This is a genomic window from Eubacterium ventriosum (assembly GCF_025150745.1).
GTDB classification, from domain to species: Bacteria; Bacillota; Clostridia; order Lachnospirales; family Lachnospiraceae; genus Eubacterium_G; species Eubacterium_G ventriosum.
The window spans coordinates 837561-854494 of sequence record NZ_CP102282.1 but is presented as its reverse complement, the minus strand read 5'-3'; the positions used below and the strand labels follow the sequence as shown (position 1 = coordinate 854494).

At 34.9% G+C, this 16934-nt stretch carries 7 protein-coding genes and 2 pseudogenes; 1 reads left to right on the top strand and 8 read right to left on the bottom strand.

Going from position 1 to position 16934, the window contains the following annotated elements; all coding sequences use genetic code 11:
• Positions 1-26: 26 nt before the first annotated feature.
• The 8 genes and pseudogenes from NQ558_RS03915 to NQ558_RS13195 all read right to left on the bottom strand — a co-directional run.
• Entirely contained in the window at positions 27-2285 is a 2259-nt protein-coding gene (locus NQ558_RS03915; RefSeq protein WP_040447217.1) for a 3-keto-alpha-glucoside-1,2-lyase-like domain-containing protein, read from the bottom strand.
• Complete coding sequence (locus NQ558_RS03910) at positions 2240-4807, bottom strand: hypothetical protein (RefSeq protein WP_040447218.1); 2568 nt, start codon at positions 4805-4807, stop codon at positions 2240-2242. Before NQ558_RS03910 ends, NQ558_RS03915 begins: the two co-directional genes overlap by 46 nt.
• Positions 4808-5096: 289 nt before the next feature.
• Positions 5097-8309, bottom strand: a complete 3213-nt coding sequence (locus tag NQ558_RS03905; protein WP_005363355.1) for a GDSL-type esterase/lipase family protein — start codon at positions 8307-8309, stop codon at positions 5097-5099.
• Between the two features lie 15 nt (positions 8310-8324).
• Entirely contained in the window at positions 8325-8474 is a 150-nt protein-coding gene (locus NQ558_RS03900) for a hypothetical protein (protein WP_005363356.1), read from the bottom strand.
• Between the two features lie 18 nt (positions 8475-8492).
• The gene (locus NQ558_RS03895; protein WP_040447220.1) at positions 8493-10541 is read right to left on the bottom strand and encodes a 3-keto-alpha-glucoside-1,2-lyase-like domain-containing protein; all 2049 of its coding nucleotides are present in this window, start codon (positions 10539-10541) and stop codon (positions 8493-8495) included.
• 405 nt (positions 10542-10946) lie between these two features.
• Entirely contained in the window at positions 10947-11168 is a 222-nt protein-coding gene (locus NQ558_RS03890; RefSeq protein WP_005363358.1) for a hypothetical protein, read from the bottom strand.
• 607 nt (positions 11169-11775) lie between these two features.
• The gene (locus tag NQ558_RS03885; RefSeq protein WP_005363359.1) at positions 11776-14892 is read right to left on the bottom strand and encodes a lectin like domain-containing protein; all 3117 of its coding nucleotides are present in this window, start codon (positions 14890-14892) and stop codon (positions 11776-11778) included.
• 93 nt (positions 14893-14985) lie between these two features.
• Positions 14986-15636, bottom strand: a pseudogene (locus NQ558_RS13195) (thiamine phosphate synthase); the annotation flags it as partial.
• Positions 15637-15693: 57 nt separating this feature from the next.
• On the opposite strand from NQ558_RS13195, the pseudogene NQ558_RS13245 reads away from it, so the two are divergent.
• Positions 15694-16346: pseudogene (locus NQ558_RS13245) on the top strand (IS91 family transposase); the annotation flags it as partial.
• Positions 16347-16934: the final 588 nt, after the last annotated feature.

Genomic DNA, 16934 nt, shown 5'->3' with positions numbered 1-16934 from the left:
CTGTTTCTCCTTTCCACTGTACCAAATTATAATTCTTTATAAATCCATGACCATATTGAATTATTTTCTTCCTTTTCTCTGTATTCAAAATCATATTCGATATCTTCACGTTTTGGTATCCATCCCTTATCATCTGAATTATACATCTCGGAATAATCTTCAATTTTAATATTTTTATATTCTGCCCAGACAGAATTCGCCGCAAGATAAATATATCCTCCATTATAATATGACGGAAGTGCCATCTCATACACATACTTAAATCCATCGACTGTTACTGTCACATATCCATCTGCAACCTCCATTACCATATGATGCCATTTTGTCTCATCATACGGCTTTAATGTTGAAACATCATTTCCCTTTTCGTCATAAACCGGCCAAAATACATGTTCCTCAAATGCGCCATCACTCTGATTGTTTCCGTCAAAATGCACATATCCATCCGGCTGTACTAATGCAGTAATTCCTCCACCTTCTTCCATAAAATGTCTGCCCATTTTTGCTCCAAAACCTATCGGTGCTCTATGCCATCCGGAATTACCATTTTTATAATCCAGTTCCAACTTGAAATTTGTATATTTCTTATCATTTAAATATAAATATGCCATATCCAGATAATTTCTACAATCATCCATTCCCGGCTCCTGTGCTTTACGTCTGATAACACCATCTTCTATTGCCCAGTTTGTTCCTTCCTGAACCTTAGTTAATGCATTCTTCGTAATATCTGATGAGTAATATTCTTTATATCCCGACCATGATGACTGGGAGAAATCCGATTCAAGCGTTTTAATACTGATATTTGAAAATGTAGTGTTTACTGAATTACTCGCAAAAAATACCCGTCCGCCTTTCTGATACTTCTGCTGAACATATTCTTTTACTTGAATTCCATCTATATAAAGATGCACAACACCTGCTTTTGCTACAATCCTATAATGATGTGCTTTATTCTTTTCAAAATTTTTTATACTTTCTGCTGTGTCTCCATATATTTGTTCATTGCTGGCATAATTACCTTCCATACAGACTCCGCCATTATCATCTGTCCAAAATACTGTACCTCCATTCGGCTTACGCCAGGTAACAGTATCTGTGGCACCATAACCTATATAGAATCGTTTCCATGCACTATTTCCTAATGTAACATCTACATCTAACTGCCAGTTATCGCTATACACATAGTTGCCATTAAGAAACATGTATGCCATTTTGTTCTGCTGGTAATTACTTAAATTCCATTCTTTTCCTTGAAACTCTCCTAATTCCTCATTCTTTCTAATCAAAACACCTTTATCTTCATACCAATACTTACCCGGGTCAACCTTTACCAACGGCTGATTTTCAACACACTTTGAATAATATGAATTAAATCTTGAAAAATCATTGGTTGATTTTTCTTCTTTTATTTTGATGTTTCTATACTGAACGCCTAATTCGTTTGCAGCTAAGAAAATCCTTCCACCATCATACCAATCAGTATAATAGAGTGGATTTGCATAGTCTGCAGTATCCCATGTCAACTTCCATTTACCTTTGATTTTTATATAATACTTAATCTCGCCATTTTTAACTACTAACTTTGCTTTAATCCAGCGGGCATTAAAATCAGCCTTGTCAAGCCAGTAGTCCCATAATGCACTATCCCACTTAACTCCATTATAAGCGGTAAATGTACCTGCCATCTTAATTCCATTCGTTCCACAAGTGCACCACATGGTTCCACTATTTTTGTCTGTCCAAGTCTTACCTTTTTCTCCGTCAAATCCTATCCATGCGCCACCACGGTCTCCAGCTGGATTTTTATACTCAAGATTCATAGTAAAATCTTTATAAATTTTCTTACTGTAAAGAATAGCCATGTTCGGATATGGGTTTCCATCATTACATTCTTTCAGATTGTCTGTCAAATCCATACCTTTTCTTGTAATGACACCATTCTTATCAGCTTTCCAATAATAAGACATGCGAGTTGCTTTCGGTTTTTGCTTATCGCATCCTGCTGTGTAATACGGCTCAAAATCATCCAATATAGAGTTTTTCCTCTTTATTTCTTTAACTTTTAAATTTCTAAACTGTGTTCCCGCATGATTACTTGCCAGGAATATGTATCCGCCATCATACCATTTATCATATGTAAACGCATCCTCTAACCATGCATTCAGCCACGGACTCCATTTCCCGCTTTTTTTAACTTTATAAAAATATTTTATTGTCCCATCGCACACTTCTATCTTTAATTTATACCAATCAGTGCCCAGTTTTCTACGTTCTCCATCCAATAGTCCCAGATATTTGGTGTTTTTATTGACGGGCGGAATTTGTTATGATTGTATGCATCAAAGCTTCCAACCATTTTTACCACCCGATCTCCCTGTGTACTCAACATTGTTCCGCCCAATTTGTTAAGCCATGTTTTTCCTTTTTCGCCATCATATCCAACCCATGCAGAACTTCTTTTATCTGTAGGTGACTTAATATCGACTTCCAAACTAAAATCTTTATATTTCTTTGTATTATAGAAAAGATATGCCATGTTCGGATATGGATTACCATCATTAGCATCTTCACCTTTTTTTACATCTCTTCCTTTTCTTGTGATAACCCCATTCTCATCTGCTTCCCAATAATGTGAAGTAAATACCTTCTTTGGTTTTTCTTTATCACATCCCACTGTATACCATGTTTCAAATTTGTCTAAAACAGATTTTTTTGTAGTAGCATTCGTGACTTTAAAGTTTCTAAAAGATGTGCCACCACTATTACATGCCAGAAAAACATAACCTCCGTTATACCATTCATCATATGTAAATGATTCTTCCGGCCATGCGCTCATCCATTTTCCACTTGTATTATAAAAAAATTTAATTTCGCCATCCAATACTTGAATTTTAACTTTATACCAATCTGTTCCCCAATTTTTCACATCATCCATCCAATAATCCCAAATGACAGGTTTACTTTTCGATGATCTAAACGGATTCATTCCATAGGCATCAAAACTTCCCACTAATTTTACGGCACTTTCTCCAATTGCACTTATCATCGTACCATTGCAGGATGTCAACCACGACTTTCCTTTCGTCCCGTCAAATCCTACCCATGCTGATGCTTTTCCTTTTATTGGATTTTTAATCTCCACTTCTAATGTAAAATCCTTATATTGTGATACATTATAATAAAGCAGCGCCATATTGGGGTAAGGATTTCCATCATTTTCTGTGCCTACGTCTTTCGTCTTACGTGTTATGATACCATCCTGATTTTCTGTCCAATAGTCTTTTGTAAAAGCAGGCACTGGTTCTGCATTATAAATATCTTCTGCATAATATGATTCAAACTTTTTCAACTCACGAAATTCTTCTGACTCTTTATACTCTGTTAGTTTGAAATTTTTAAACTGTGTTCCCGCATGATTACTTGCCAGGAATATGTATCCGCCATCATACCATGTATCATATAAAAGTTCTTCTTTTTCGTATACCGTATACCATTTTCCATTATTTTTAATTTGAAAATTAATCTTTCCTTTTTTCACTTCAATTTTTATAGTTTTCCATTCTGCTTTGGTCCAGTCTGCCCCCTCCACTTCAGTTTTCCAGACTCTCTTCGTTGTGTTGTAGGTAGTAATCTTTGGTTTATCTCCATTACCAAATGTTCCAACAAGATTCACCTCGTTTTTGCCATTGGCTGCAATCATAGTTCCCTGACCATCACCAAACCATGTTTTGGCTACATCATCTTCTATTTTTCCATCAAATCCTACCCATGCTCCACCTTTTTTAGGATCAGCATTTTTATAGTCTACTTCTAAAGAAAACTCTTCATACTCTTTTACATTATAAAATAAGTATGCCATATTTTTATAAGCATCCCCTACGTTTGCTGTTGTATTTTTCGAAGTTCTGGTTAGAATTCCATTTTCATCTTCCGTCCAGTATTTTTCTTTGCTGACAACATCTGCTACTGAACTGTTACCTTTTGTATCTTCTGTATAATAACCATTGAAATTCTTGAGAATATTTGTATCTTTAATCTCCTCTATCTTAAAGTTTCTAAACTGTGTTCCAGCATTGTTGCTTGCAAGGAAAATATACCCTCCTTTATACCAGTCTCCATAATAAAATTTGTCGTCTCCCCATGCTGCTTTCCATTCACTTCCGACCTTAGTATAAAAATTGATAACTCCATCTTTTACTATAATCTTAACTGCGTTCCATTCTGTTCCCCAGTCTGCTCCTGATATATCTGTATCCCAAAGTGTACTTCCATCAGTCTTTGCTCCCTTATTAGATTTCTGCCATGGTATATAAGTTCCTATAAGTTTGACCGTCTTTTCTCCACTTGTTCCAAATATTGTTGCACCATTTTCTGTGCACCATGTATTTGCAGTATCACCAGTTACTTTTCCGCCAAATCCCAGCCATGCTGCTCCTCTTCCTTTATTCGGATTTTTATATTCTACCTCTACAGTAAAATCCTTATATTGTTTAATATTGTAATACAGCATCGCCATATCCGGATACGGATTTCCGTCATAATTAGGATTCTGGGAATTTGTTTCCGTCGTAGTATCTTTCGCTGTTCTGGTAATAACACCTGCTCCATCTTCCTCCCAATAATCCGATTTTATCACTTTTTTTGCGGGATAATCTTTTACATTATCACTATGTGCTGTATAATAAGCGTCAAATTTGTTTAACACATTTTCCTTTGCAAGTACAGCCTTCTTAATTACTGGCAGTTGAATTCCTGTAATAACAATAGCAATACTTAGCATTATTGAAATTATCTTTCTTTTCATTTCTGTTCCTCCTAATATGTTCTCCATCCATATTGCATCTTTATTTTATCCTTAGTGTAAGTATATCTCCTGTCTTATTTAAATCCTATAGACAATTTAGTATTTTTTTTTTTTCATATGGACTTTTTTATTTTTTTACGAAATCGCATATCGCCTAACCCTGACTCCCATTATCAATCTGATTAATTATAATACACAAAAAGACAGGTCATTCTTTATACCTCGAATATTGACCTGCCTTTTTATGTTTGATTAAAAAATTTTATTATTTTATCCTTTTATCAATTTGTTATTTTTTTATCTTAACTCTCTTAATTCTACTCCACGCTCCGTTTTTCGTTCCATTAACTCCTCTTACTCTTACATAATAAGTTTTTCCTTTTTTCAAATTCTTAATTACGTAGGTAAGTTTTGTTGTAGTTTTTATTTTTGCTTTTTTAAACTTTTTATTCAACGAATACTGAATCTGATACTTTTTAGCACGTACTGCTTTCTTTAAAGATATTTTAATTGATTTTTTCTTTGTATTTTTCAATTTCTTTATTACAGCTTTTGCAGGTTTCTGAACCGTTACCTGTCTCTGTGTTGTCGTACCCGGAGTATCTGTCTTATTCGTTGTAGTTTCCTGTGTTACAGGATTTTTTGTTGTTATATCATCTGTTACCGGTTCTTTCGTTGTTTCGTCCGGATCTTTTGGAATATCTATCTTATCTGTTTTTAATGTCTTCATCCATCCTTCAATAATCGGAGATAAAGTTTCATATCCCTGTGTACTTGGATGACAGCCATCCATCAAAAGATTCTCCATGAAAGATTCATTGTCTAAAATGCTGTTATCTCTGAGGTTCAGGTACTGAATTCCCCACTTATCACAAATCTGCTTTGCTAAATCAAAATACTTGTCAGAATCATATGCCGGTTCCCATTTAATATTAAATGTCACAATATATCCTATTTTAGCATTTGGATATGTAACAATCAATCTTTTAAATAGTGCCTCGAGTGCTCCTGCAAAGGTTGTCTTATCAAACTTATTATTTAAAGATGGGGTTATTGTTCCTAATGGACAAACTCCCGTTTCAGTATTTTTCATAGCATCATTTATTCCACCTTCTACAATAATATAATCCCAATCTTTGCTTTCTACACATGGTGCATTTAATTCATTTTCAATAATTGTCGCCGGACTTTCTGCTATCGTTGCACCACCTACAGAAACATTCAACCAATCCATTTCATTTTTCTCACCAATAATTCCGCCCCAGGAATATCCTACCGGATTTACAAGATCTGCACCAGCTCCATAACTGATAGAATCTCCTATGAACAATGAAGACTTTTTATATAATGGGCTTTCTGTATCTTCTGATATTGTTCCACTGATTTCCTTAATGGTTATATTAGAGAATTTTGCTCCTGTAGCGTTTGATGCCAGATAAATGTATCCTCCTTTATACCAATATGGAATAGAAAACTTAGTCGGTGTCTCCTTATCATCAACGTATATTGTAACAGCACGGTCTTTTACTATCATTTTTACATGAACTGTACCATTTGCATCAATACCTTTATAATGTTGATCTCCCCATGTGTCCCAGTTTTTGAACACGCCATCATCATTAAAGCAATTTCCTACATGACATACGCTTGCTTCTGTCGGTGAATCAATACCATCAAAATAGATACCCATTCCACCACCTGATTGTCGAAAATGTCTTCCTTCCTGAGCTCCAAAGCCAATAATCGTTCTTCTCCAGTTATTCTTTCCTATATTAATGTCGGCTTCCAATTCAAATTCATAATATTGCTTATCTTTAAGGAATAACTGTGCCATATACAACGCATCTTTTGCTTCCGGATTATCTTCTACAGCCTTTCTCTTATAACTTCCATTCGTCTCAGTCCAATAATCTGTTGGCTCTGCTAATCTCAAATCAGAAGTTGCATTATCTTCTGTATAATAACTGCTTACTTTACTAAAGTCATTGGTTGGTTCCCCTTCCTCGCTATTATATTCCTCAATCTGAACATTTTTGAACTGTGTTCCACCATTATTTGAGCCTATTACTACATAACCACCCTCATACCAGTCAGAATATCCAAATGGCTGAGTCGACCATGCCTGCTTTTCATCTACAGTAATCTTTATAATTCCCGCTTTGACCTCTAATTTCATTGTATGCCAATCTTCATTCGCAATATCAACGCCATCAATTGTTGTATCATACTGTGTTGCTGACTGATGCGTTCCACTATTAATATCATCAAAACTTCCTGCCAACTTTATAGAATTTGTTCCATATGGTTTTATAATTATTCCTGTATTGTCACCATTCCAACCTGTGATATCACTACCATTATTCTCAATACCAAAACCAACAAATGCCCCATATCTCATTTCCCAATTATCTTTTTTGGTAACTCCGTCTTCTTCATAATCACCACGGATATGATTCTTAAAATCAACTGTTAATGTAAAATCTTTGTATTGAGATATATTATATTTCAGTACCGACATATCCTTCCAGAGCTCGTCGCCAGAATTCCACCATGTACTATTCATATCTGTAATGACACCATCATCATCTACATACCATTTTTCCGTTTTATTTACAGATGTAAGGATATTTCCTGTTGTTCCTAAATCAGAAGCGTAGTAAGCACTGTACTCCTTCAGTCGTTCTTCCTGTGAAGTTAACACTACTTTATCGCCCGCTATCTTTATATTCTTAAACTGTGTGCCACCATTATTTGAGCCTATTACTACATAACCACCCTCATACCAGTCAGAATATCCAAGTGGCTGAGTCGGCCATGCCTGCTGTTCATCTACAGTAATCTTTATAATTCCCGCTTTGACCTCTAATTTCATTGTATGCCAATCTTCATTCGCAATATCAACGCCATCAATTGTTGTATCATACTGTGTTGCTGACTCATGCTTTCCACTATTAATATCATCAAAACTTCCTGCCAACTTTATAGAATTTGTTCCATATGGTTTTATAATTATTCCTGTATTGTCACCATTCCAACCTGTGATATCACCACCATTATTCTTAATACCAAAACCAACAAATGCCCCATATCTCATTTCCCAATTATCTTTTTTGGTAACTCCGTCTTCTTCATAATCACCACGGATATGATTCTTAAAATCAACTGTTAATGTAAAATCTTTGTATTGAGATATATTATATTTCAGTACCGACATATCCGGCCAGAGATTGTCGCCAGAATTCCACCATGTACTATTAGTATCTGTAATGACACCATTTTCGTCAATATTCCATTTTTCTTCTTTCGAAACTGTTCCTAACAAATTCTCTGTCTGTCCTAAATCACGACTATAATACGATTCAAAATCATTCAATGTTGCCTCTACTGCATCATCCTCTGTATACGCTGATACTTGCTGTACACCTAATGGCATTTGTATACCTGTCATAACCAACGTTGCTGTAAGTATCACAGCGCACAATCTTTTCTTTCTTTTTATCATTTTATTTTCTCCTTATTAAAATAATCCTGTCCAGCCCTGTATTTCATTCGCTGACTCACCTGTAAAACTATCAGGGATGATAAGGTTGCTAGAACTTGTTGTTATCACATCTTTTGTGTTAAATTCTACGACTTCCGCCTCTGGGCTTGTATAAAATTTTCTCATTTCTATCCTCCTCCTTAATTATTTTATAAATGAATTTATTACGGACCAATATTCTTCTGCAATGCCCGGATATCCCTGTCTCTTAACTTCTTTTGCAATATCGCTGATATTTCTTTCTGGTCCCATGCTACTGTAAATTGTTACTGCATCTGCATTTTCATAATTTATTGTTACATACGCTCTTGCTGTAAAGTCTCTGATGTAGTTTAATTCATTTACTCTACAAATAGAACCACAGTATGTTCCTATTTCCCCATTAAACCATCCACTGTTCTTAACATTTATCTTGTCATGGCTGTATGTAAGTGTCAGTTCTTCTTTAAATGCGTCATTAATATCCTTTGCTGTAATTAATGTTCCCTCGGTAATGGCACTTGATGCTACTGCAGCCATATTGTCTGATGCAATTCTTGCCTGGAATCTGATTCCTCCTGTTCCTTCTTCATTGCCTATGTATCTGATTCCTGCTCCATCTGCCATGGTTACTGACAATTCATTTACTGATGTAAAGGTCATTCCATCTACAACTTCTACTGTTGTATTTGGTGCATACATCTTTCCATCACATAAGTATCCGTATTTAGCATCTCCAAGAGTTACTTTACCATCACTTATTTCAACTTTTTTTCCATCAATCTGTACAGAAGGCTTTTTGACTTCACTGATTTGAATATTTCTAAATTGAGTACCACCATTATTTGAGCCTATTACTACATAACCACCCTTATACCAGTCAGAATATCCAAGTGGCTGAGTCGGCCATGCCTGCTGTTCATCTACAGTAATCTTTATACTTCCTTTGTTTACCTGTAACTTCATCGTATGCCAGTCATCATTTGCAAGATCAACACTCTTATCAAGCCAAGTATCCCACTGTACTAATTCACAATGTTTTCCACTGTTTTTGTCGTCAAAACTTCCAGCCATCATTACACATCTTGGTCCAAAAGGTTTTATAAAAGTTCCCGTTCCATTACCTTTCCATCCTGTAATGCCACCTTCACTATCCTTTATGCCAAAACCAACAAAAGCACCATATCTTACTTCCCAGTTATCTTTCTTTGTACCGTCTTCTTTATAGTCGCCTCTAATATTGTTCTTAAATTCAACCGAAAGTGAAAAATCTTTATATTCTTTTAATTTATAGCGTAATACTGATAATTCTGTAGATAAATCAGCTCCGCCTACCCACCAGACATCATTTCCGTCTGTAATAGTTCCATCCTCATTTTCACTCCAACCATGTCCACTTTTTGCTCCCTGTGAAATTATATTTCCAGGCCCTAAGTCAACATTATAATATGGTTCAAAATCCGCCAAAACACTTTTGCATTCTTTTATCTCAATATTTTTAAACTGTGTGCCACCATTATTTGATGCCAGGAACAAATAACCGCCATTATAACTATCACTAACTGCCAATGGCTGATTTGCCCATGCCTGCTTTCCATCTACCAAAATCTTCATAATTCCTTCTTTGACTTCCAGCTTCATTGTATGCCACTTTTCATCCGCAATATTAAGCCCTTCAACATCGTCAGTCCACTGTACCTTTGCCTGTTTATTTCCACTCTTTATATCCTTAAATGTTCCTGCTAATTTAATTACATTTCCCATGCAAGGCTTCATCCAGACTCCAGTATCCTCACCATTCCAACCGTTTATAGAACCATCAGCATTAACTTTTGTTCCAAATCCAATCATGGCTCCATATCGTATCTCTCCCTCTTTATATTGATTCTTAAATTCAACCGAAAACGAAAAATCTTTATATTCTTTTAATTTATATCGTAATACTGATAATTCTGGAGATAAATCAGCTCCGCCTACCCACCAGACATCATTTCCGTCTGTAATAATTCCATCCTCATTTTCACTCCAACCATGTCCACTTTTTGCTCCCTGTGAAATTTTATTTCCTTTTGTCGCTAAGTCAACATTATAATATGGTTCAAAATCATTTAACTGCATAGCTGCAGACACATCTTTTGTCCCTGCCGGAATAACATTTACTCCACCTACGACTAATACAACTGTTAAAATCAAAGATATTAAATGTCTCTTCATCTTTTTCCTCCTTTTCACTTTTTTGCATTGTATCATTGTTTAAAATAATTATAATTTATAAAAAGTTTTAAGCCTATGGAACTTTAAGGTAATTTTTTATTACTTTTGGACTTTTTTTCTCGTTGTATCGTTTTTACGCTCTTAACATTTTATCTTTATAAATTCTTTCGCCTATATGTCTTCTGAGCATAACAATAATATTTACAAAAGGCTGCCAGAGAACAAAACATCTACAATAATTGTTTTATTTTCTGACAGCCTTAATATTATTCACCTTTCTATTCTTTCCACAGTTGTTTTTCTGCCTGAATTTGTTTTTCTAACTCTCTCAAATTATCCATATATTTTTTATATTCTTCAAAATCATATCCCAGCTTTTCTTCTTCCTTTTCTCTCCGGTGGTCTTCAAAGTAATACTTCCATTCCCTGCTTCTGGCAAAATTCAATGGACTTTTCCAAATACTCATAATCTCCTATTATATTAATAGGGACTTCTTTTTCTTTAGCTTCTTTTATATTCTTTATAAATGGTAACTTGCATGGTTTTATAAATTCTTCAGCTTTTATTCCCGTATTTAATTCTACAACTTCTGCTACTGTTGTAGCTTGATTTCTTTTTATATACATTTATGTATCCTCCTTATTTTTTTTATTCCTTTTTAATATGATGAAATATGAATATAAAAATAAAAAAGATAATAAAAAATAAGTCCCTTCTACTTTAAGGAACTTACTTTTTTTTAATAATTTGGAGGAAAAAGTTTAAGCAGATACTCAATCGAACAAGTATCTTACTTGTACATTAATTATATCATAGAGAAAATAAGGGTTTGATTTTGGCGTAAAATGTTAGAATTGTTAGATAACATTCGACAAATATGTTAAACTATATTGGTGCTACCTCAGTACGGTAGGACGGTTACGCTCCAATCTGAGAGTACAAGCTCAGTTTATCGGATAAATGGTAAATTGTGCCGTAGTTAAAGAAAGGAGCCTTTTTATGTATTCAAAAGAACAAAAAGATATTGCACTACGGATATATCATCAAACGGAGTCTGTAACTGAAACTATTAGGATATTTGAGTCCTATAGAGTACAGACATAGACTTGGATTGGTCACTTAGATAGTCCAAGAAAATGTCCGCACCCTCAATTGCATCTGTAAGTGTGTAAATTGACATTACCATTGCGCTACCAAGTGACGGTATTATAACAAATATGGAATAACTGTCAATTACTTATAAAACCGCTTACTCACTTTAAAAGATTTTACACTACTCCATTTGCCTTTGTCTTTTCCAACTATTGCTCTCACTCTTACATAATATCTTTTTCTAACACGTAATTTTCTTAACAGATATGTAGTTTTTCCTGTACGTTTTGTTCTTACGTTTTTCTTAAATTTTCTGTCAGTTGAATACTGTATCCGATATATTTTAGCCTTACTTACCTTTTTAAAAGTAATTCTCACTTTTCTATTTTTAAGTTTTTTTACTTTTAGAATTTTTGTTTGCTTTAAACTCTTTTTATTTACACCGTCAACACGAGTTGTAGTTTTTCCGTTAGTTGTTGGTTCTAATGTAGTTGTCACTTCCGTTGTTGGCTTTAGTGTTGTTGTCACTTCCGCTGTGGTTGGTGCTTCTGTTGTTGGCTCTGATGTTGTTGTCACTTCCGCTGTGGTTGGTGCTTCCGTTGTTGGCTCTGATGTTGTTGTCACTTCCGCTGTGGTTGGTGCTTCCGTTGTAGGCACTTCTATAGTTGGATTCTCCACTTTGTTCTCCAATTTTGTGTATACCTTTATTCTTCCTACATAATTTTTAAGTTGTGTCCATCCACTACCATTGTTTATATATGACATTTCCCTGCCATTTTTATATGAAGTCATTATTTTGGCGTCGCCATTTTCATTTGAAACACTTACTATTGCAGAGAACCATTGGTCTTTTTCAATCTTTACCGGCTGATTCAGTTCTATTGTTACATATCCACTGTTTTCAAAATACGCCGTTGTAGTATTTGCCAGGTAACCACCTGAAACTGGTACATTGTCCTGTCCGCCATAAGGATAATCTACATTTTTGTATATCTCCACTTTAGCGGTTACATTTTCACCACCAATAGCCACATTTACTGCTTTTATATATTCATCTTTTAAATCATCAGATTTTTTTGCTTTAAACACATTTGCCACTGACTTATCTTTTCTTAATGGGAAATCGCCCATGCTTCCATCATAGTAATAATTAAAGTCATACTTGTCCTTTGGTGCAAATGAAAATGCATAAGAACAACTGCTTGTATTGTCATATGATAGCCAAAAATACTCCAATGATTTGTAACTGTTTTTTACAAGCCAGCCACCCTTTTGGGTAGCACCATTTGGCACAAATTTGTCTGATGGGATATTGTCATCCCAGCCAATGATTGTGCATGCATGTGGAGAAATTGTACTGCCCTGTTCATTCTTTGAATTGTAGTATAATGTTTCTCTTGCATTGTTGTACTGAAATGTTACTGCCCCATATTTTGCTATGGCTTTTTTTATTGACCTAATGTATTCTTCCGGATTTGATTTGTTTTCAGGTATATAAATTGCATTTTCAAATCTATATGATGGATTTTCATATGGGTTTGTCGTAACCACATTACCCGATACCGGTGCCCACCACATTGAATATAACTTGGCAATTTTTAGTGGGTCTCCTGACTGCGTCAAATAATTTACTGATTGCCAGTCTCCATCTGTATTTCCCAATGGATCGCTTTCTCTCTTAAAAACTCTATAAGCTGCCGCCATCGGATTTAATGATAATGTATCTTTTGTTACTGTAGGATCAATTCCACTTTTCAAAATGGATGATTCTGCTGCTGCAATGCTTGAATATGCCCAACACAAATTGGTATCTCCCTGATCTTTTACTGGTGTTACTATGCCATCGTCCCTTCCATCATATTTTTCCCTGTCTGAGATTTCTTTAATTTCAGTCTGTTGTTCTTCAAAATCACCTTCTATTTTAAATGTTAATTGATTATCAGTTATGTTTGTGACTTCAACATACATATCATCGGTTATTTCCAAGCTCTGATTCAGTTTTAATGGTGCGTCAGATTTTGTTGCATATGTGCCACCTAATGTTTCATAATTCCACTTTCCTGCAACGCATCCCATATTGTTTGGGAATTTTGTGTCTTTGTCCACCAAATAACAAACAAGTCCTGAACCAATTATCAATCCTTTTAGCTTCGTTCCATCTGTTTTATACAATTCTTTTGACTGACAATCATACTTATTACCACCTGTGCCAAAATTTCTATATTCTAAGTACAGTGTTTTATTGGTTCCTTTTAAATTTAATTTGTATCCGACTATCTGTGAATCTCCTCTAGTCGATGCTTCCTTTAAGGTATACTGTCCATTTTGATAAATTGTTTTAACATTGTCAGATGTAAGCCACCCCTTTGCTTCTCTTTCTTTTACAGATATAAACTGTGGCACAGGTGACATATGCTTTGCCATTGCAGACATATAATATACCGGCGAACTATTTGAACTATTGTACAAGTCCTTAAATCCTAAAATGTGCCCCATTTCATGAGTTGCCACTGCCATAGGCAAAATCACGTTTTCCCGATTATCCTTGTATAAATAATTATAGGAATTTGTTACCTGTACATAGTTTTTACTTGTAATTGTTTTTCCATCTGCATTTATTTTTACGTAATCTGCATAATCCTTATAATTCCACAAAGGTGAGGACCAACCCACAGAGATACTCTGAGTTGTATTTTTATAAATAATGGTGATTGCATCGATTACCCCATCATTGTTTTTATCAAGTTCAGAAAAGTTGTACTTTTTTGTACCATCATAATTTGTAATCACATTACCCGCTGATATAGCTCTGTTTATAGATTCAGACCAGTCTGTTTTTAATTCGTACATACGCTCTGCTCTCTCTCCGTTGTCCCTGTAACCTTCAGGATTCTCTTCACTATACTCTGCATAGTATCCTCTTGTATGAGATAACTGCACTGAACCACCTTTATTAAACAAATACACGCTATTTATCTTAAGACTTCCCCTTGACGCAATTTCATAATAATCCGAAACATTAAAATATGCACTGTTATAAGTATTATCTGTAATTTTTCTAACAGATTCCCCATTATAAGAATTATCTATAAATTCATCTTCATCTAAAAATCTTGCAAATACTATAAGATTTGTAAAATTACTTTCTTTTGTTTTATTTTCTGTATTTTCATTCGTATCATCAGCAAAAGTTACGCCACTAAAAAGCATTGTCATAACCGTAACAAACGCCATGATTATACTAAACCCTTTTTTCATAAAATCTCCTTTTAATCATTTATTCTTTTACACCTTAATTATATATTCATTATAGCATTTACCAGATTAAATTTGTGTTCTAATTTTTTAGAATTATAGGCTCATCATACCAGACATTATACAACCGCCTTTGGCACCGCATTTGATTATTTCATCCATTTGTACATCTGAAAGTTTTATTTCTCCAATTGCGTAAACTGGAATTGTAACGCTATTGCAAACCTCTTTTAAAAACTCCAATCCTCTTGGTGGTAAATCTTTTTTGCAGTCAGTAGCAAATATATGACCTGCACTTATATAGGTTGCTCCTAGTTTTTGCGCTTCAATTGCCTTCTTAAATGCTTCTGCCATCACCTGAACATCTCCTGCTGTTGCAATTGCTGTATTTGCCATTACTGCTGTTGTTCCCATTTCCATGGCTTCACATGCCTGAGATGGACGTCCAATTCCCGCATCAACAGTAATTGGTAAATCTATTTCATCTATAAGAATTTGAATAAAATCTTTGGTTGCCAATCCTTTGTTTGAACCAATTGGGGCACCTAATGGCATTACGCATGCTGCTCCCACATCTGCTAATTCTCTTGCCGCATTTAAGTCAGGATACATATATGGCATAACAACAAAACCTTCTTTTGCCAAAATTTCTGTAGCCTTAATTGTTTCATAATTATCAGAAAGTAAATATTTTGAGTCATGTACTACCTCTAATAAAAACATGCTTTGCCTATTCAACTCCCTCGCCCCTCAATCTTGAGGGGTGGGCTTTTCTTTTGCTTCATTTTTCTGCATAATAGACATATGAATATCTTACAAAGAATCTTTACCGACTATTATGAAGAAATTAAATATACTCTTCATCACAGATCTTCTGAGATGGAAAATATCGAAAAGATGATAAACTGTGGTGATCCTCCTTTTGGTGGTGCTATGTACGGCTGCCCACACTGTGGAAATCTTAAGTTCATTCCTTTTCGCTGCCACAGCCGTTTCTGTCCCTCTTGCGGTAACAAGTATTCCATGGAACGTACTACATCTATGTCTTTTAAACTGGTTAACGTTCATCACAGACACTGCGTCTTCACGATTGATGAAAATCTCCGTGATTTTTCCCTTCAGGACAGAACTCTGCTTCATTGTTTTTTCCATTCTGTTGCAGTGTTATTTCCCATATGTTCTTTAAAATGAACAAATCCAAAAACTTCACTCCCGGTTATATCATGGTTCTTCATACTTTTGGCAGGGATCTCAAATGGAATTCTCACATTCACTGCCTGATTTTTGAAGGTGGCTACAGCTATGACGGCGTGTTCGTTACCTTCCATTACAATCGTCACGAAGACGAAAAGTATGTCGAAGAAACTCTCCCTACTATGGATTTCATAAAACGGTTAATCAGACACATCCCTGAAAAGCACTTTAAAATGATTCGATATGGTGGAATCTATGCCCGCCTCCCGGCAGGCTGTTTTCAATTTACCAGAACGCCAACTACGGTCTTTCCTATAAAGAAAAAAAGACTCCAATGTGACTAATTAATCACATTGGAGCCTTATTCTCCTATATTTGCCGAAATGGTATCATATTGGTATCACCTCGGTAATATTATATACAATTATGTGGTTCAAAGCCCTTTATTTAAAATGTCTACTTGACGGGTAGCACACCATTTACTAGGCTTTGCGAGCTTTTGAAAATTATTCAAACTCCTACTCGCAAAAATTTACTCCTTTATAAAGCAGGATATTTATTGTATTTAGCAGTTCATTTCTGTACTGTTTTAGTATTTTTGCGTATAGTTTCTGGTAAAAATATTGTCATTTTATTGTCATAATACTTATCTATGAAATAATTATATTACTCAAACTCTATATTTAATGATGTCATTCACCTAATTAAATTTTTAAATTCCAATCTGCCCTCTTGCAATAGAATTTACCTTTACATAAACTAACTCTCCTTTTTCTCACCATGGTTAGTTCGATTCCTCTTTGCTTCGTCTCACCGACGGCTATCTACACTTAATTACAAATGGTTCAAGT